We start from the raw sequence: 17,014 nt of genomic DNA, 5'->3' as shown, positions 1-17,014 counted from the left end.
TTCACTGCTCGCTCACGTTGCTCGGGCGGGTAACGCTTCGACATGTGCTTCATCCTTCACAAAGGACGAAGCGGCATCAAACCCGAGACGGTTCATCTTCCTAGCTGGCTTGGACAAGACGTCGACGATGACGTCGACTTGATCGCAAGCGCCAGAAAGTCACTTGCCCAGTCGCTGCGTGGCCTAGACCTCGCTGCGTCCCTCCCCGGTTTGATCGACCTGCGGTTCTCCGGAGGGGATGTCCTTGAGGGTGGATCCTTAAGCGCAGATATGAGCAGCCTGATCAAGAAGTTTCAAGCTGAGCTGCAAGCTGCAATGCCTGCTGTGCAGGCCGAATCGGGAGCAGCGGACCTCAGCATTTCAGGAATCAGCGAAGGTAGTGTTGTCGTCCACCTCAGACCTCGCATCGCGGGACCAGCTGACCAGTCCCTGACACCCCATCTGATGCCGGATGCATTCGAGGAAGCGTTAAGTACCGTCCTCGGCCTGCACGACGACTTTGAACAAGGAGACGCGTGGGCAAGTCTCTTGCAAAAACCTGACGCCCTCCTCGAATCAGTTCGAAAGTTCGTGGTAGCGCTCGACGAGTTTCACGCCGATGTGGAAGTTGACGCATTTGTCACCAACGGCGATCGACTGCACTCGTCGCTGACGAAGCGTGGACGTTCTGATGCGATCAGATTCTTCGCACACCGAGAGAAACTCTTAGACAATCAGGTCATCGCGGGCAACGTGCGAGGCTTGAGCGATGCTGGATGGATCGAAATCGTCAGCCCGGGAAGAAGAGGAAAGCGGCGCATAAAGGATGTCCCAGCAGACCTTCTAGATAGCGGGAAGTTGGCGTACGGAAAATACGTCCGCATCAAAGTTTCAGAGCAAACTGCTTCCAAAAAGAAGTCCATCTACCGGTTTAAAGAATTGCTGACAGGCGACGAAACAGGCATCGCTGAGTAGCGACAAGCGTAGCCACCCTCATCTCCACTCGGGAGATCTGCGCGATCGCGATGTCGTCGCTGTTGCGAGTTGCCGACAGCACAACCTGCGGCTTGCCAACACAACTAAACGCTCCACCGACAAGTTCCGCGCCTGAGCGAGTTGGACCGTGCAACCAGGTGAGACCACCCACGATCACCCACGTCCAGAACCAGCAGTTATTTCGAGTTGTGTCAATATGTGTCACTCTCGCGGCTGTTCGAACGTCCATTCACGTCCGACACCACCTCTGACCAGCACCTCGATGGTGCCCCCAGTCGGACTCGAACCGACACTGTGCGGATTTTAAGTCCCTAGAAGTGGATCCACCTGAACTTCAAAGGACTCGATATTTGTTTATTTACAACAGCTTTCGTACATCAACGTCCGAACCCATACATCTCCGAACGTACCGACTTGTGACACCCTCGTGACACCGAACTGCGCCCTTGCTGATCGCTTCGAACTGCCCTGAACCGCCGCGGACCGAGGTGGGATGCGACGGACAGACGATCGCACTACACAGGAGAGTGGCAGCGGATCGTGTGACACCGACAATCGCCATCATTGCCCCCTATTCCGCTAGCTATCCGGATCACAGACCTCACGCCTTCAATTATGTGGTCTACCCGCCGATCCGACCCACAGTCACACAAGATCTGAAGCTTACCGTCCTCACCTACCTCGGCGCGTTGGAGAGATCCGATTGGCAGACAGCGCGCGCACTGTGCGCTGATACCGCAACCGTGTGGCACAACGACGGTAAGGGCGACGAGACTCTCGACGACTATTTCACCGGGGTACGCGGACAAATCAGTCGGTACGAATCGATCCGCTACGACATCATCCGTCAATTCTCCGAACCCGGCGGCGTCCTTCAGCAACACGTAGTCCGTGTGGTCGGCACAGACGGGACACGCGGTGGGATACACGCAGCCCTGCACTTCGGCTTCGACGACACCGGCCTGATCACTCGCATCGAGGCGTACGCCAACTACATCCCCGACGACCGGAGCAGCGCTGGCCCGGCATCCCGTTCATGATCTTCGATGGTCGACGACTGCCGGAACCGGCGTAGCCTTCTCACTTATGGTGTCGACGTCGAACAGTCCGTTGGGTGAGTTCCTGCGCGCGCAGCGCGGTCGGATGACACCGCAACAAGCAGGGCTCGCATCAGTGGGCGGACGCCGAGTCCCGGGTCTGCGCCGAGAAGAGGTCGCCGTACTCGCCGGGGTGAGCGCGGACTACTACGCCCGTCTCGAGCAGGGGCGCGAGCGTTCACCGTCCGCTCAAGTCCTGGATGCACTGTGCTGCGCGCTTCGCCTCGCGCCCGATGCATCCGATCACGCCTTTCGACTCGCCCGGTTGTCGCCCGAAGTGTCACGTACCGACGACATCGTCGACCCAGAACTACTGGACACGATGGACGCGTTTCCGTATGCGGCGGCCTATGTCACGAATGCAGCGTTCCGTGTGCTCGCCGCGAACACCACCGCGGCAGCACTCATCGCCCCGGTGCGGCGAGACGGCAACATCTTGAGCACGATCTTCCTCGACCCCGTCGCTCAGGAGTACTACGCCAATTGGGACGACGTATCACGAGCAGCGGTGAGCGCGTTACGTTTTGCAGGTGGGTTCGTGCCTCCGCATCCCGAGGTCACTGCCCTCGTCGCCGGTCTGTACGAAGACAGCCCCGCCTTCCGCGGACTGTGGGACGACCAGGCAGTCGCAGGACTATCGATGACCCGCAAGACAATTCGCCACCCCGACGTGGGGACCATGGAGTTGAGATACCAGACCTTCGACGTACGAACCTCGCCCGGCCAGCAGCTGACAGTGGCTACCGCGGCCGCCGGATCCCCCAGCGCCGACGCACTGGCACTGCTGGGGACGGCCGCTGCAGCACGCCAACACACGTCGACGTCCTGACATCAATGTTCGAATGCACTTGCGCGTCAACAGATCATTCGGATGTCACAGGTCGACTATTCGAGTGTCGGCGATGGTCCCGGCGAACTCGTATCCGAAAAGATCTGCCGGAGTCCGGAATCCGGAAGTGCGTTCCCCGGCCAGGACGCGGCGCGCTGCAGCGATCGCAGCCAACGGTGTGAACGTGTATCCGTTGACAGTGTCGAGGATCGCGCTCACGACCTGCCCACCGCGCCCAGTCACCGTCACCGACGCCTGATACCGGTTCACCTCTCGTTCCTCCCGAGTGGGACCGTCGGGCAAATCGGCAAGATCACCGTCGGGAAACGCATCGCCCGAAACATGAACGTAGGTATCGATATTGGGCGCATTCGTACTCTTCCACAGTGACACCAGATCTGGGAGCGTCACCGGGAAACACGTTGCAGGCCCGTCGCCGAAATCGAACATCCGTGTGCTCCAAGGATCCTGCTCGACCAACTCGCCGCTTACCCGATGCAGACACTGCGCCGTCAGATTCTCCGCCGCGCTGATCGCAGATCCGCGAGACATCGATCCCGCGACATGCAGAGCAATACTCACATGGTCGACATCCCCGTCGACACCTCGGGCAGCATGCCCGGCGAGGGAGCCGAGCATCGCCACACTCCCTCCACTACCGGGCAGCAACATGACCCCCGCCGTCACCGCCTGGGACTCGAGCGTGCCGGCGAGGTGATAGCTGTCGAGTTCGGCCGCGACGTCGAGATAGTCGACGCCGACGCGAATTGCGGCGGTCATCAACGGTTCTGCCGTTCGTGCGTACGGCCCCGCACAGTTCAGGAGGACTCGGATACCGCCCAGCGCGCTGTCGATCTCGGAAGGATCGTCGAGACCGAAGACCCGGTGCTCCAGGCCCAATTCCGCAGCGAGCGCGGCGAGAGTGTCTTCGGTGCGCCCAGCGAGTACGGGATTGAGCCCCGCCGCTGCAGCTTCCGTGGCCGCCATCCGTCCGGTGTATCCGGTCGCGCCGTAGATCATCAGTGTGTTCATGGTGCCGCGCTCGTGGTCAGATGACATAGCCGCCGGCGATCTCGATCGACTGCGCGTTGACCCAGCGGCTGTCGGAAGACAGAAGTCCCGCGATGGCGTCGGCGACGTCGGCTGGTTCTCCGACACGGCCGAGCGCTGTCTGCGACGACAGCAAAGCCTCGAATTCGTCGTTCAAGCCGCCACCGAGCTCGGTACGAATAGGGCCAGGCGCGACGGAGTTCGCTCGAATTCCTCTCTCCCCCAATTCTTTCGCCAAGTATCGAGTGAGGACTTCGAGGCCGCCTTTGAAGCTGGCATAGGGCGCTACCCCGGCCGTGGCGACGCGCGATGTTGCGCTGACCATGTTGACGATGTGCCCGCCGTCGGCGATCAAGGGCTCGAGCGCCTGAGTGAGAAAGAACGGCCCCTTCAGATGGACCGCGAACAGACCGTCGAACTCCTCTTCGGTCACCGTCGTGAAGGGGTGGTACGCGCCGTAGCCCGCGTTGTTGACCAGATAGTCGAAATCGGTTCGGCCCCACGTATCGATCAACGTTCGAGCGACCGTGTCCCGGAACGCAGGAAACGACGAAGCGTCCGAGACGTCGAGTGCCAGCGCCACAGCACTACCGCCCGCGTCGACTATCTCGGCGACGACCTTCTCCGCCGACACCGGGTTGTTGTTGTAGGTGAGGATGACGGCGAGTCCGCGGCGGGCGCATTCGAGTGCAGTGGCGGCACCGATGCCGCGGCTACCACCGGTGATCAGAACGATATTCACGTGGAACTCCTCTAGAACTTCTTCATAGATGGTTGTGTCGCAATCGGTGTGCGACCGATCGGCTACGACTCAACCCCGACTTCGAGACGGGAGGAAGGGTGCATCAGCCTGGGTGCGCCGCACCCAGGCTCGCAGACCCTTCCCCGCGGTCGACCCACCAACGAGGCTGAGCATCATGACTCACACCATCGACGACGCCTTGCTCACGAAGTGGATCGAAGCGTACGTACACGCGTGGTCCACCAACGACCCCGACGACATCGCAGCACTGTTCAGTGCAGCAGCGGAATATCACGAAACACCCTACGAGACAGCATGGATCGGCCGTGACGCCATCGTCGCGGGGTGGCGCAGCCGCTGGCCCTGGCAGAGCGGCGGATGGACCTTCGAATGGACGATCGCGTCCATGTCACCCGGACGGGCGACGGTGACGGGACTCGGGCGCTACCGCGAACTCGGCGACTTCGACAACGTGTGGACCCTCGAGTTCGACGACGACGGACTGTGCAGCAGGTTCCATATGCTCAACGAGCAGTCAGCGTGAGAACGCTGCGGAGACTGGGTGCGCTGCACCCTGTCTCGATGCTCATCACCCGCGTACCGTCAATTCGATGACGGACGACAACGATCTCGGGCAGTTCTTGCGCGCGCAGCGGGCCCGGATCACACCCGTCGATGTCGGCCTTCCACTGGTCGGATCACGCCGTGTCGCAGGGCTTCGACGTGAAGAGGTCGCGGTCCTGGCCGGTGTCAGCGTCGACTACTACGCCCGACTCGAACAAGGCCGCGAACGAGCACCCGCAGCGCAGATGATGAATGCGATCTGCGTCGCGCTGCACATGGGAATCGATTCCCGCAGAATCGCATTCAGGTTGGCACGGTTGACTGCGCCCCAGGTCGTAACGGAAGCAGTCGACCACGAACTACAACAGATGTTGGACAACCTTCCGACCGCCGCCGCCTATGTCGTGAACCCGGCCTTCCGCGTCCTCGCTGCGAACCGTGTCGCAACCGCATTGATCGGCGCCGACCAGTACGACCAGACGTTCCACTACGTCTTCACACATCCTGCCGCACACCACTATTTCCTGAACTGGGATACCGTCGCCCAAGCCGCAGTCAGCTCACTGCGGTCGGCGGCAGCGCACCCATCACCACACCCGGAGGTCACCGCGCTGATCGACCGACTCGGCCGAACAGGCACCTTTGCCGCCATGTGGAGCGACCCCAACATCGCGGGAGTGACCATCCCCGACATGAAGATCAACCACCCCGACGTAGGGCGAATATATCTGTCCTACCGCACATTCGACGTCCGAGGCGCCCCCGGTCAGCAACTGATCGTCGCCACCGCCCTTGCAGGATCACCGAGTGCTGACGCGCTGGCACTCCTCGGGACGATCGACGCCACCCGCAACCTTCGACATCCCGAACCTACGAACGGAACATCATGACCGACAACACAATCCATCCCATCTCCCTCGATTCTGCGCGGGACCGCGCCCTGGAAGTGAGGGCCCTGTACGAGGTACTCGAGCAGCGTTTCAACGGAAAGACCTGGACCCTCCACGAGCTCATGATCGGCTTTTCTAACGACGTCGGAACCATAGGGAGGCTTCTCCTGGCGCACGACGGCACCTGGGAGATCGACGGCGACGTCGACGAACAGCTGAAACACAAACTCGCCGAATCATTGTGGTGGATATTCGTTCTCGCCGATCGACTCGACATCGACATGTCCGACGCCTACAGCGCCACCATGGATCGAATCCACGCAGGACTGGCAGCCACCGTCGGAAACGAAGGAAGCTCGTAACTCCATGACTTCAGCAGAAGCTTTCCCGGCTCGTGTACTCGCCGTCACCTTCGACTGCCCCGATCCGCGCGAACTCGCCCGGTTCTATCAGCAGGCTGTAGGTCTGCCCATATCCACACAATCGGACGACTTCGTTCTACTCGGAGACCTGGACGGGACCGGTCTTGCGTTCTACCGGCTCGATACATACCAGCGCCCGACCTGGCCATCGCCGGGAGTCGAGAAACAAGCTCACCTCGAACTCGGCGTCGACGACCTCAACACAGCGCAAAAACGACTGGTCGTATTGGGCGCCACCGTGTCCGACGACCAGCCTGCCGACCCCAACCGCCGGGTCCTGACAGACCCTGCGGGACACCCGTTCTGCATCACACAGATGTCCAGTAGCGGAAAAAATAAAGGTACGCATCGGCGAAGATGCCATGGTTCGATGATGGTCCCATGGTCTGGTCCGAGCGTAACGATGTCGTCGAGCTGGGTTGCGGAGGATCGGTCGGCACGGGCGTGGATGCTGGGTCGCTGATCTCCTCCTCGCGCGCTGGGGCTGCGGTGAGGGTGCCCAGAAGGTTCAACGTCTTTGCCGACGCCAGTTCCGGCGACACGTGACGGACACCAATAGCATGCCGCTGGACAGGTCGATGTCCAGCTTTTCGCGCAGCGGGTTCATCGTATCGACCTCGGGATGAATCAGGTGACTGATTCCGTTGCGGCCATGACCGACTTCGACCCAGGCCTAGCGGTTCCGAAATCGTCCACTTCGAACACCGGCAGGAAGCCCTGACACGACAGCCCGAACAAGAGGGCGCGGATCACGTGCCGACCCTGTCGAATACCTATGGCAGAGAGGATCGAAGTAGACTGGTCGCTCGGTAACTGGACGCTTCGGTGTCCGCGCGTCCAGCAGCAGGCGCGCCACACTCGTATCCGCGCGCCGTGTGCGCGGCGGGTCCTTGGTGAAGAAAGCACACGCCTGTGACACATACCCCTGAACGGAGCAGTGCCGACCGGTCTTCGGACTTCACGGCTCAGCTCGCCGAATTCGCCCGCTCACTACGCGATCTACGGCGGTCGATGCCCAAGACTCTCGACGAGATCCTCTCCTCCGCGATCACGTTGATCGACCACGCCGACAGCGGCGCCATCGCCACCGTCGACAAAGGCACCCGGACGATCGTCGCCTCGACCAGCGACCTCGCCGAGAAACTGTGCCGACGCCAATACGAGATGAGTGAAGGTCCTATCCTCAGCGAAGTCCGCCACCTCGACGTCGTCGTCGCCGATGACCTCGACGTGGAGGCGCGGTGGCCACATTTCGCGTCCGCTGCCGTCGACGAAGGCATCCGGTCGCTCGCTGCGTTCCAGCTCTACAGCAACGGCGACGACGTCGGAGCACTGGTGCTCTTCAGCACCACCACCCAAGCATTCGACCCCGACGCGATCGTCGTCGGCGAAGCCCTGGCCGCGCACGCAGCGATCGCGATGCTCGCAGTCCGCGACGGCGAACAGTTCCGGGCCGGGCTCGCCTCACGCGACATCATCGGCCAAGCCAAAGGCATGATCATGGAACGCTACGACGTCGACGCAGTGCAAGCATTCGACTGGTTGGTGACCCTCTCGCAGCAACAGAACATCCCACTCCGCGCCATCGCGCAGTCCCTCGTCGACGCCGACCACCCCACCACACCCAGAACATCCACCACCTGAGCCAGTCCGACCTGTCGTCCGGTGTTTCAGACCCGGTACAGCGAGGCAACGATCGTCATCGGCGCCGCCTGTTCACCCCTGCGCGATCACCGCGCGGCGGCGTTGTCGAGACACCGGCAACGCCGCTCCATTGCCTCTCGGGTGTGTTTCTGGACTTCCGTATCTCGGTCCCATGGACACCGAGAGCATCGAACTACGCTGTTACCCACGGGTGTTCGGTAATTGCAATGACGGGCACACTGCGGGAGTTTCGGCCCGCACCCACCGGGTCCGCCCTCACCAACGCCAGACAGGTGCCGTTATCGTTCCGTTGCCGTTCGGATTTCGTACCGTGATGGTTCGGGAAGTGATCCGGAGACGTTCGCTTGGCAAGATCCTTCTCGACGACGGTGGACTGCGCAGTCCACCCTCGACATATGTGTGTGTAATCGTGCGAAGGAAGGGGCCACTCATGACCACTGCAACCGTGGTGTTCCACGACGATCTCGTCGACGTATCGGACGCAACCCGGCGCTACGGTATCGACGTCGAGAAGTACTCCCCCGCCTACACGGTGTTGCGCCTGCGCGGTGAGTTCGACATGACGACACTGGCCGAGCTGACCGACACCCTCGCCGACCTCGCGGCCGGTGACGCGGCAACGGACGTGGACCTCTCCGGTGTCACGTTCCTGTACTCCGGCGCAGCCAATGCGCTCATCGACGCCGCCCACGATTCCCACGGCAGGCTGCGCTTGTTCGCACCGAACCGAGCGGTAGAGGTAGTGTTCACCGCCCTCGGTGCAGCACAGCTGCTCTCGGTACCTACGTTCGCCTCCGCCTGGCAGTCTCATGCCGCCTGACACCGAAACAGCCTCACAGTCATCACGTTCGGGCGAGGCTACTGTCGACGACGCTGTCCACGACGGCGCTGTCGAACGCGTGCCTGCGACAACGGTTCTGGTGGACTCACCACTGTGGCCGACCTACGCGTATCTGTCACTCGCCCTGATAGCACTCGTTGCGGCAATCGTTCTCGCGGCAACAAGCCTGGTGGTGCGGGCAGGCGCCGCTGCTGTCGCGTGTGTCGTAGCCGCGGCCATGGGACTGCTCCGCTACCGCAGACTGCGGTAGTGGAGCCCGCCCCTACCTCACCTGACGTCGAAATCGACATTCGAGCTGTAAACATTCTGGGCCGCAACATCATCGAACGGGTGGTGAAGGCAGTATTCGATGCCCAAGCACTCCGCGATCACCGCGAACTATGGCTTTTCTGCTCCGCTGCGTGTCAGTACGAGGGCGGTGCCTCCCACGGCGATCACCGAGATGGCGATGGCGATCGAGGACCATCCTTCGCTGTGCCAGTACACATCCTGCAGCGTGATCAACAGAGCTGCCTCGTCGACGATCAAACCGAGAGCGATACCGAGCGCAATTCCCATCCAGGACCGCGCTTTCGGGCTTCGATCGACCAACCCGAACACCGCAACCGCTGCCAGCAGCAGGATCCCCCACAGATAGTGATGCAGATGCACTCCGCCGGCGCTGACGTCGCCGACGTTGCTGGTGTCGATCTGGATCAACCAGGTGACCAGACGCGCGCCACCGAAGGTAAGCGTGAACGCCAGCCACGCCAACACCACACCCCGTCGCGCCGGGTCGACCTGCCGCAGAGTCCGCGGGAACCGGACACGCTGCGGCGCGGTGTCAGGCACGGGTGCTTCGCTTCACCCAACCCCACGCAGCGGTCGCCACGAACAGCACGATGCCGACGATCGCCAACCACAACAACCCTTTGACGACGAAACCCAGAATCGCGAACACCAGCCAGAGAACGAGAAGAAAACCTATGAGTCCTAACATGACTCGATCCTAGACCGCCGCCGAAACGCGCGCGCCCAGCACCCGCGACGGTGCAGGCTCACATGAGGTGCTTCGGGTCGGACACCGACACGCGATGCCCGTCGGCATCGAGCCGGTCGATGACCTCTGCCAGCAGTGCCCGGGCAGCGTCGTCGACGGCCCGGACATGCTCGAAGGACAACTCGATCCGGTGACCGTCGGTGAACCCGGCAGTGAGCTCGGCAAGAATCGACTCCGCCCCCGCGAACCGCAGATCGCCCTGCAGTTCGAACACCGTCGCGTCGTCTCGCTGCTCGATCGACCGGACGGCCGATTGCCCAGTGGCGCTGGTGTGCATCATGTGTAGTTCCAGATCGCGCGAGAGCCGTTCGAACACAGCCACACCGCGGACACTGTTGCCGTGATCATTCAGCCGAGGTGAGATGACCGCGATACCGACCTGGCCCGGCAGGACACCGATGATCGCCCCTGCCACACCGCTTTTCGCTGGAATGCCGACGCTCGACATCCAGTTCCCGCTCCCGTCGTACATCCCGCACGTGGCCATGGTGGCCAGAACATGCCGGGTGATCCTGGCATCGAGGAGCCGATCACCTGTCGCGGGATCGATGCCGCCGTTCGCGAGCACCGCCGCGATCGTCGCGAGATCACGGCAATTGGCGGAGATCGCGCACTGGCCCGCGTATCCCTCGACGACGTCGAGGGGATCGGCGCCGAGCTTGTCGACCGCACGCAGCAGATGTGCAATGCCGGTGTTTCGGTCATCGCTCGCCAGTTCCGCCCGCCGGACCTTCTCGTCGATCTCGAGTTCGCGGCCGGCGAGCGCGCTGTGCACGGCGCGGATTCGCTCGACACGGTCTATCGCCGACTCGGCGCGGACCATCGAATGCACGGCTAGAGCGCCTGCGTTGATCAAGGCGTTGCGGGGCCGCCCGGTACCGGGTTCCAACGAGATCTCGTTGAACGAATCGCCGGACGGTTCGACGTCGACGACGTCGAGCACTGTGTCCAGTCCGTGATCGTCCAACGCCAACGCGTAGGTCAACGCTTTGGAGATGGACTGGATCGAGAACTCTGTGCCGGCGTCACCTGCGGTGTAGAGCGAGCCACCGACCGTCGCCAACGCGACACCGAAGACCTCCGGGTCGGCAGACGCCAGCACGTCGTTGCCGGTCGGCACAGCACCGCCGTCGAGGTGAGCGCACTCTCGCAGCACTCTGTCCAGATACTGGCAAATCGGTGACTGCATCAGAGGCGACATTCGCTGCAGCTACCCACCCACGGCCCCATCGAATCCAGTACCCAGAACCCTGTGCGGCACAACGACACTCCACCCTCCCCTGCCGACGGTCGATCGTCGCTCCGTCCGCAGCCTTCCTCGCCTACCGCGGTCCAGCACACGCACAGTGTTTCCCGAATGCAGGGCCGGGTAAGCAGATCGGCATGACTTCCACCGAGGATCGTTCCGCCGGCGCCGCGAAAGTCGCCGAGCTGATGAGCGAATCGAAGCTGTGCATGTTCACCACTACCGGACGCGATGGGCACCTACTCTCGCGCCCGATGGCGCTGCAAGAGACCGAGTTCGACGGCGACCTGTGGTTCTTCGCCCGCAACGCCTCCCGCAAAGTACAAGACGTGCGCGCCGACAGCTCCGTCAACATCTCCTTCCAATCCGGAACATCCTGGGTATCCCTCTCCGGCACAGCAGAGATCGTCGACGACGAAGACAAGAAGAAGGACCTGTGGAACAAGGCGGCCGCGGCCTGGTTCGACGGCGGCCCCGAATCGGGCGAGGTGGTCCTGATCAAGGTCCACGCCGAAGGCGCCGAATACTGGTCCGCCCCAGGATCGAAAGTCTCCACACTGATCGCCTACGCGAAATCGCGGATCACGGGCGAGAAGCCGGATGTCGGCACCAACGACACCGTCGACCTATAAACCCAAAACTATTGCCACTCCCTGGAACCGAAAGACAGTATCTATGACCGACGAACTGCCAGGCACGCAGTTTCACGCGCAGGTGACACAGGACGGACAGGTGGTAGTGATGACCGTCGACGGAGAACTCGACATATCGACCGTGAACGACCTCGCCGCATACGCGCAACCGGTCGCAGCATCAGCGAACGACGGACTGGTCGTCGACCTGACCGGGGTGCGGTTCCTGTCCTCGAGTGCGATCACCGAACTCGTACGTACCCGCGACTCCCTACCGCCAACTGCGGTGATGGCGCTGGTAGCGGTGAACAATCGTGTGGTGCAACCGATCCGGTTGTCCGGCATCGACCGCATGATGGCGACCTTCGATGATCTCCCCGCCGCGGTGGCCCACGTCCGCGGCCACACGCAGGCGGCACCGTCATGACCGGCAACACGGCAGACGACGCCGGCGCACATCGGTGGACCTACAGCGGCCCGGCCGTTCCGGAGGCTGCGACCACCCTGCGGCGCCGGATCCGGCACTGGGCATCCGACCTCAGCGTGCCCGAGACGGTCGTCGACTCGATCGAACTGGCCACCTACGAAGCGCTCGCCAACGTCGTCGAACACGCCTACACCCACACGCAGGATCGCGGGGAGATGACGCTGACCGCGATACACGAGCAGGACACTCTCACCGTCACGATCGCCGACACCGGGACCTGGCAGCCCCCCACGCCGACACCGGACCGCAGCCGCGGCCTCGCCCTCATCGACGCCGTCAGTGACCGCGTCGAGCTCGAGAGCACCGAGGCTGGCACCGTGGTGACCATGGCCTGGACATTGTCCGCAGTACCTGCACCATGACTCGGCGACGCAGACATGTGAACACAGGCGAGGTGGACCGGTGCACCCCCGGACCCGAGTCGTCGACGCGCGCGAGCGCACGTGGTGTCCTGGTCGGTGATGTCGACAGGAAGGCACGTGAATTCTGATGTCAGGCAAGCACACTCGGACAGACAGCCAGGAAGACGGTACACCGACCGACGGCGACAGGTCCCTCACCGATCCGACAGCAGACATCGTGCACCTGGTCGACACCGCGCAGCTCGTCGAGACGGCCCCGTGCGGGATTCTCGTCGTCGATGCCGACTCCGAGATGGTTCTCTACGTCAATTCCACGTTGCTGGATGTGGTGGGGCGTAACCGAAACGACATCGTGAACACAGTTGCGGCGCAGTTGTTCACCGACGACAGCGTCGAAACCCTCTCGATGCTGATCGCAGCCGCCGCAAGCACGGACGGTCCCCCCATCGGAGCCCCTGCCGCCCTGCACATTCCGGAATCGACGGCGGGGCTGCCCGTCTCACTGATGGCCAACCGGCACCACACCAGCACCGGCGGCGCAGTCGTGACGATCTCGGTGCACTCGAACGCCGACCGACTGATCCGAGAGAGCGCGTTGGTGTCGGATCGCGACATCGCGCACGCCGCGCAAGTCGACGCCGAAGCCGCCCTGGGACGCACCCAACTCGCACTCGGTGAATCCGAGGACGCGCGTAAGACCGCCGAAGCCGAACGCACCCAGATTCAATTGTTGGCGACGACCTTGCAGCGCACCCTGCTGCCACCGGTCCTGTCCGCGCCCACTGGACTCGACGTCGCCGGTTTCTACCATCCCGCCTCGCTCGACGAGGTCGGCGGAGACTTCTACGATGTCTTCCCCCTCGACGCGGTTACGTGGGGCTTCTTCCTCGGTGACGTCAGCGGCAAAGGCGCCGGCGCTGCCGCGGTCACCTCACTCACCCGCTACACCCTGCGCGCGGCCGCAGTATTCGACCGCGACCCGATCGCCGTGCTGGAGAACTTGAATACTGTTCTGCACCACGAATTTCGGGGCGATGACCCACGGTTCTGCACCGTCATCTACGGCACCATCACCCCCACCGAGACCGGGGCGGTGATCCGACTCGCGAGCGGCGGCCATCCACCTGCGCTGCACCTGCGCGCCGACGGCACCGCCGACTACGTGCACACCCACCACGGGCAACTCGTCGGCGCCTTCGCAGACGCCCACTTCACCTCCGCGTCCATCACCCTGAAGCCTGGAGATGTCCTGGCGCTCTACACCGACGGTCTCACCGAAGCCGTCACCGGACCCGGACGGGCCGCTACGACGACGACGGAGCCCTCGAAGCCTTCGCGGCCGCACAGGCACCGACCACCGCACACACCATCATCGACCACCTCGCCGAACTACTCGCGAGCTTCGGCAAAGGTCTGCAAGACGACGTCGCCCTGTTGGCCCTCGGAGTCCCCGCCGGTGAACCGAGTTGAGCGGAGACAGGGGCGTCAGGATCAAGAATCGCGGCTGCCGCGCAGGCGTCAGACCGCCGCTACGTCGGGCGTCAGCGGGCCGAGGAACTCGGGGATCAGCATGTCGGCTCGCACGAGGAACGAGTACGCGCCCGCCCCGGCGACCTCGTTCTGCACCAAAACGAGACCGTCATCGCGCACATCCGCAACGGTCACCAGGACGGTGGCGGCACCTGCGGTGAAATGACAACGATCTCCGACATTCATGGCTCGTCCATACCCGCGTTCACCTCAGTTCAATCGCAGCCGGACACCGCCGCTGCGGATTCGACTCCTGAGGTACGGATTTCCCGGAGGGTGCACAATCGTCTCACGTCGCGCGAAAGGCGCTAGTCACGATGGCCGATGTCAACGACACGTCCAACGGGCTGCATCCCTTGCCCCCAGCATCCACTGCGCGGCGTCGATCGGCATCACCCGCGTCCACAGGGCCGCTGTCTACCCGCCGACATCGTGAAAGGACCACTCTCGGTGAGACGGTTCACGCCCGCATGCACCCGTGCGAGACAGGGACTGGGTTCTCGGTTCAGAGGTGCGCATCCCGCCCGAGCATCAGTGGACGCAATGGCTGTCGACATTCTCGCTCGCAGAGTGCGCGCGTGCCGTGTCCGGGTTTGCCGCACGCTCGATCGGGTAGCCGCAGCGCAGCTCGGCAGTTGAGACCACAGCTCGGAGTCAGCACCGGTGAGACGTCTTCGACTGTCGGTGCGGACGCTTGCAGTACTGTTCGCTGCCGCGCGCCGCTTACAGTACTGCTGGTGTTCCCCACCCGGCGAGATGCACGACGGTGAAGCCCATGCTCGTCCACCGATGCCGGTGTGCCACAGCTTTTCCCGCGCGTGGCGATCGCCGCCGACGCCACAGATACCGTGCGACCACCGTACAGCCGGGACTCGGCCACCTGAACCAAATCGGTGTACGACACTGGCAGCGGCCGTGTCGGTGCTTCCGGTGATCGCGCTGCTGGTGTTCGTACTGCAGAACACCGAGCACGCGCGCATCGAGTTCCTCGGCGTCAACCTCGACATCACGCAAGGATTCGCAATACTGTTTTCGTCGGATTCCTGGTGGCCGTGCTCGGCAGTGCCGCACTGCGGCCGCGGCGTCTACTGCGCCGCCACTGACACCGTCCACCGCCATACACACTCCGTAGATTCCGCTGTTGCGATCGTGGCGCAACAGTATGCGGCTGCGGTTCACGCGTACGGGTGAAATCGGGTGTGATGCAGCATCGTTGCGCCGAGAACGATCAGCGCCACTGCCCCGCCCGCCAACGCGACGTGCGCTCGCGGAACCCAGAGATCCAAAACAAGGATTTGCCACGCCACCCACGCGATGACCACCACGCCGATCGCGCCGGCAGCCGCAGCCGCCTCGGGCACGTCGACCAACACCGCGGCCGCGCAGATCAACGGAACGATTCCGAGCGCGATCAACACGAACATCCCCGAGACCAGGAAATCCCAACTGTGCCACGGCGGCAGCATGTCCACCCGCAGACCCAGCGAGCGACCGGTCGGATCGGACACCAACGACATCCCGTTGAACAGGCCCGCCGCCCCGAGGACAACCAGAATCACCGCGATCGACAGCTTCCTCACCGGCGAACTCACGTCACAGGTGAGCGCGAGGTGGCGGCGCGGTACAGCACACGAGAATTCGCGCCCGCCCACCCACCGACCGCGGGCACCAGGAACGGCGCGAGCGCAGTACCCAGCAGCACTCCCGCGAGTGCGAACGCGGCCACCGTCGCAGCGATCGAGGCGAACCACCGCCCCATCGAAGCCATGGCGGCAGGTGCGATCGCCGGGAACCGCGGCGAGATCGACAGAGTGCGCACCGCGGACAGGACTGCCCACACACCCGCTACGGCCACCGCGCATGCGAGGACCGCGACACCGACCTCCCGAACCGTCCAGTCGACGCCCGGATTGCCGAACAGTGCCGCATACGGCGCTCCCCCGAACCACGCCGCGGCGTAGAAACCCACGTACAGCCGAAGGATCGAACCGAGCAGATGCGGTGACTCGGTGCGCTCGGCCATAACCCACCGTATCCCTGCGTACGTACAGACCGGTCCGGTTGGCCACCCCACCACGGTGTTGCGAGCGCTCGCTGGCTCGGCTGGGGACTGTGACCTGAGGCCCATCGCGGTCACGGCTGCTCTATCGGTGCGGTGTCCGGACAGATGGTTCGGTCCTCGGTCGTAGCCGCGGGATGGGTGTGCCGGCGCGATTTCCGCCAGGTACCCACAACGAACGGTTCAGGCTTGGCCGCCTGCAACAGTGTCACCACTGCCCGGCCGGCATGATCTGCCCCGCCGACCACCTCATCACCGGACAACTCGTACCGGCGACCGCCCACCAACACCGCCACCATCAGCAGGCTCCTGCTGGTGACGGTGTCGTCGAGAACGAGGTCCCACGCCTCGACCTGCTCGAGGTCGCCGATCTCGCGCCGCATGTCGTCGGGATCGGACCACAGCACCACGACATACGGACTGTCGGTTTCACTAAGCAGATACCGATCGACGTCGGCATCGAAGCTGACCCGGAAGCCGAACGGGGCGGCGAGCGCATCGAGCTCCGACGCTGTCTCCACAGGTGTCACGTAGCCAGTCCTTGCCGTGACCCCCAAAAATGGCGACCGACGATGAACTCGGTC

The 17,014-nt window shown here is 63.2% G+C and carries 23 protein-coding genes; 15 read left to right on the top strand and 8 right to left on the bottom strand.

Annotated elements, in window-relative coordinates; all coding sequences use genetic code 11:
- The first annotated feature begins 42 nt into the window (after positions 1 to 42).
- The 3 genes from CHB96_RS05525 (at position 43) to CHB96_RS05515 (ending at position 2,901) form a co-directional block, all read left to right on the top strand.
- On the top strand, positions 43 to 954 hold the full coding sequence (locus tag CHB96_RS05525) for a hypothetical protein (RefSeq protein WP_089243793.1): 912 nt from the start codon (positions 43 to 45) through the stop codon (positions 952 to 954).
- Between the two features lie 563 nt (positions 955 to 1,517).
- Entirely contained in the window at positions 1,518 to 2,015 is a 498-nt protein-coding gene (locus CHB96_RS05520; protein WP_217899923.1) for a nuclear transport factor 2 family protein, read from the top strand.
- Positions 2,016 to 2,061: 46 nt separating this feature from the next.
- Positions 2,062 to 2,901 (top strand): helix-turn-helix transcriptional regulator, encoded by an 840-nt coding sequence (locus CHB96_RS05515; RefSeq protein ID WP_089243791.1) that lies wholly within the window; start codon positions 2,062 to 2,064, stop codon positions 2,899 to 2,901.
- Between the two features lie 45 nt (positions 2,902 to 2,946).
- Here the strand turns inward: CHB96_RS05515 and CHB96_RS05510 are convergent, their stop codons facing one another.
- Together CHB96_RS05510 and CHB96_RS05505 are read right to left on the bottom strand one after the other, a co-directional pair.
- Entirely contained in the window at positions 2,947 to 3,933 is a 987-nt protein-coding gene (locus tag CHB96_RS05510; RefSeq protein WP_089243947.1) for a saccharopine dehydrogenase NADP-binding domain-containing protein, read from the bottom strand.
- Between the two features lie 16 nt (positions 3,934 to 3,949).
- Positions 3,950 to 4,693 (bottom strand): SDR family NAD(P)-dependent oxidoreductase, encoded by a 744-nt coding sequence (locus tag CHB96_RS05505; RefSeq protein ID WP_089243789.1) that lies wholly within the window; start codon positions 4,691 to 4,693, stop codon positions 3,950 to 3,952.
- Positions 4,694 to 4,868: 175 nt separating this feature from the next.
- On the opposite strand from CHB96_RS05505, the gene CHB96_RS05500 reads away from it, so the two are divergent.
- The 7 genes from CHB96_RS05500 (at position 4,869) to CHB96_RS05470 (ending at position 9,325) form a co-directional block, all read left to right on the top strand.
- Positions 4,869 to 5,237: a nuclear transport factor 2 family protein gene (locus tag CHB96_RS05500; protein WP_089243788.1), complete on the top strand. Its 369-nt coding sequence runs from the start codon at positions 4,869 to 4,871 to the stop codon at positions 5,235 to 5,237.
- Between the two features lie 67 nt (positions 5,238 to 5,304).
- Positions 5,305 to 6,147, top strand: coding sequence for a helix-turn-helix transcriptional regulator (locus tag CHB96_RS05495; protein WP_089243786.1), 843 nt, complete (start codon positions 5,305 to 5,307; stop codon positions 6,145 to 6,147).
- Entirely contained in the window at positions 6,144 to 6,509 is a 366-nt protein-coding gene (locus CHB96_RS05490; protein WP_089243784.1) for a nucleoside triphosphate pyrophosphohydrolase family protein, read from the top strand. The genes CHB96_RS05495 and CHB96_RS05490 overlap by 4 nt, the downstream gene beginning before the upstream one ends.
- A gap of 4 nt (positions 6,510 to 6,513) precedes the next feature.
- Entirely contained in the window at positions 6,514 to 7,032 is a 519-nt protein-coding gene (locus CHB96_RS05485; RefSeq protein ID WP_176444148.1) for a VOC family protein, read from the top strand.
- A gap of 449 nt (positions 7,033 to 7,481) precedes the next feature.
- Positions 7,482 to 8,213 (top strand): GAF and ANTAR domain-containing protein, encoded by a 732-nt coding sequence (locus CHB96_RS05480; protein WP_245865254.1) that lies wholly within the window; start codon positions 7,482 to 7,484, stop codon positions 8,211 to 8,213.
- Between the two features lie 451 nt (positions 8,214 to 8,664).
- Complete coding sequence (locus CHB96_RS29585; protein ID WP_176444147.1) at positions 8,665 to 9,054, top strand: STAS domain-containing protein; 390 nt, start codon at positions 8,665 to 8,667, stop codon at positions 9,052 to 9,054.
- Positions 9,055 to 9,133: 79 nt separating this feature from the next.
- Positions 9,134 to 9,325: a hypothetical protein gene (locus CHB96_RS05470; protein ID WP_141136437.1), complete on the top strand. Its 192-nt coding sequence runs from the start codon at positions 9,134 to 9,136 to the stop codon at positions 9,323 to 9,325.
- 128 nt (positions 9,326 to 9,453) lie between these two features.
- Here the strand turns inward: CHB96_RS05470 and CHB96_RS05465 are convergent, their stop codons facing one another.
- From CHB96_RS05465 to glsA, 3 genes are read right to left on the bottom strand one after another with little or no spacing between them, the layout of a single operon-like run.
- Positions 9,454 to 9,906 carry a hypothetical protein gene (locus CHB96_RS05465; protein WP_089243776.1) on the bottom strand — a complete coding sequence of 151 codons (453 nt, stop codon included), beginning with the start codon at positions 9,904 to 9,906 and terminating at the stop codon, positions 9,454 to 9,456.
- On the bottom strand, positions 9,899 to 10,054 hold the full coding sequence (locus CHB96_RS29580) for a hypothetical protein (protein WP_176444146.1): 156 nt from the start codon (positions 10,052 to 10,054) through the stop codon (positions 9,899 to 9,901). Before CHB96_RS29580 ends, CHB96_RS05465 begins: the two co-directional genes overlap by 8 nt.
- A gap of 58 nt (positions 10,055 to 10,112) precedes the next feature.
- On the bottom strand, positions 10,113 to 11,303 hold the full coding sequence (gene glsA, locus CHB96_RS05460) for a glutaminase A (RefSeq protein WP_089243945.1): 1,191 nt from the start codon (positions 11,301 to 11,303) through the stop codon (positions 10,113 to 10,115).
- Between the two features lie 194 nt (positions 11,304 to 11,497).
- Here glsA and CHB96_RS05455 point away from each other — a divergent pair, with 194 nt between their 5' ends.
- From CHB96_RS05455 to CHB96_RS05430, 5 genes are all read left to right on the top strand, one after another.
- Positions 11,498 to 11,992 (top strand): pyridoxamine 5'-phosphate oxidase family protein, encoded by a 495-nt coding sequence (locus CHB96_RS05455; RefSeq protein WP_089243774.1) that lies wholly within the window; start codon positions 11,498 to 11,500, stop codon positions 11,990 to 11,992.
- Positions 11,993 to 12,035: 43 nt separating this feature from the next.
- Complete coding sequence (locus CHB96_RS05450; protein ID WP_089243772.1) at positions 12,036 to 12,419, top strand: STAS domain-containing protein; 384 nt, start codon at positions 12,036 to 12,038, stop codon at positions 12,417 to 12,419.
- Entirely contained in the window at positions 12,416 to 12,841 is a 426-nt protein-coding gene (locus CHB96_RS05445) for an ATP-binding protein (RefSeq protein ID WP_089243770.1), read from the top strand. The genes CHB96_RS05450 and CHB96_RS05445 overlap by 4 nt, the downstream gene beginning before the upstream one ends.
- A 127-nt stretch (positions 12,842 to 12,968) precedes the next feature.
- Positions 12,969 to 14,537, top strand: coding sequence for a PP2C family protein-serine/threonine phosphatase (locus tag CHB96_RS05440; RefSeq protein ID WP_245865252.1), 1,569 nt, complete (start codon positions 12,969 to 12,971; stop codon positions 14,535 to 14,537).
- Positions 14,538 to 15,286: 749 nt separating this feature from the next.
- A complete protein-coding gene (locus tag CHB96_RS05430; protein ID WP_089243766.1) occupies positions 15,287 to 15,562 on the top strand; it encodes a LapA family protein in 276 nt (91 codons plus the stop codon).
- Here CHB96_RS05430 and CHB96_RS05425 read toward each other — a convergent pair.
- From CHB96_RS05425 to CHB96_RS05415, 3 genes are all read right to left on the bottom strand, one after another.
- Positions 15,547 to 15,951, bottom strand: a complete 405-nt coding sequence (locus CHB96_RS05425; RefSeq protein WP_245865250.1) for a hypothetical protein — start codon at positions 15,949 to 15,951, stop codon at positions 15,547 to 15,549. The genes CHB96_RS05430 and CHB96_RS05425 overlap by 16 nt on opposite strands.
- An 8-nt stretch (positions 15,952 to 15,959) precedes the next feature.
- The gene (locus CHB96_RS05420) at positions 15,960 to 16,394 is read right to left on the bottom strand and encodes a hypothetical protein (RefSeq protein ID WP_089243762.1); all 435 of its coding nucleotides are present in this window, start codon (positions 16,392 to 16,394) and stop codon (positions 15,960 to 15,962) included.
- 110 nt (positions 16,395 to 16,504) lie between these two features.
- A complete protein-coding gene (locus CHB96_RS05415) occupies positions 16,505 to 16,960 on the bottom strand; it encodes a hypothetical protein (RefSeq protein ID WP_141136436.1) in 456 nt (151 codons plus the stop codon).
- Positions 16,961 to 17,014 lie beyond the last annotated feature (54 nt).

The sequence above is a fragment of the Rhodococcoides kyotonense genome (genome assembly GCF_900188125.1).
GTDB lineage: Bacteria > Actinomycetota > Actinomycetes > Mycobacteriales > Mycobacteriaceae > Rhodococcoides > Rhodococcoides kyotonense.
This window is presented reverse-complemented; position numbering and strand designations above follow the sequence as displayed.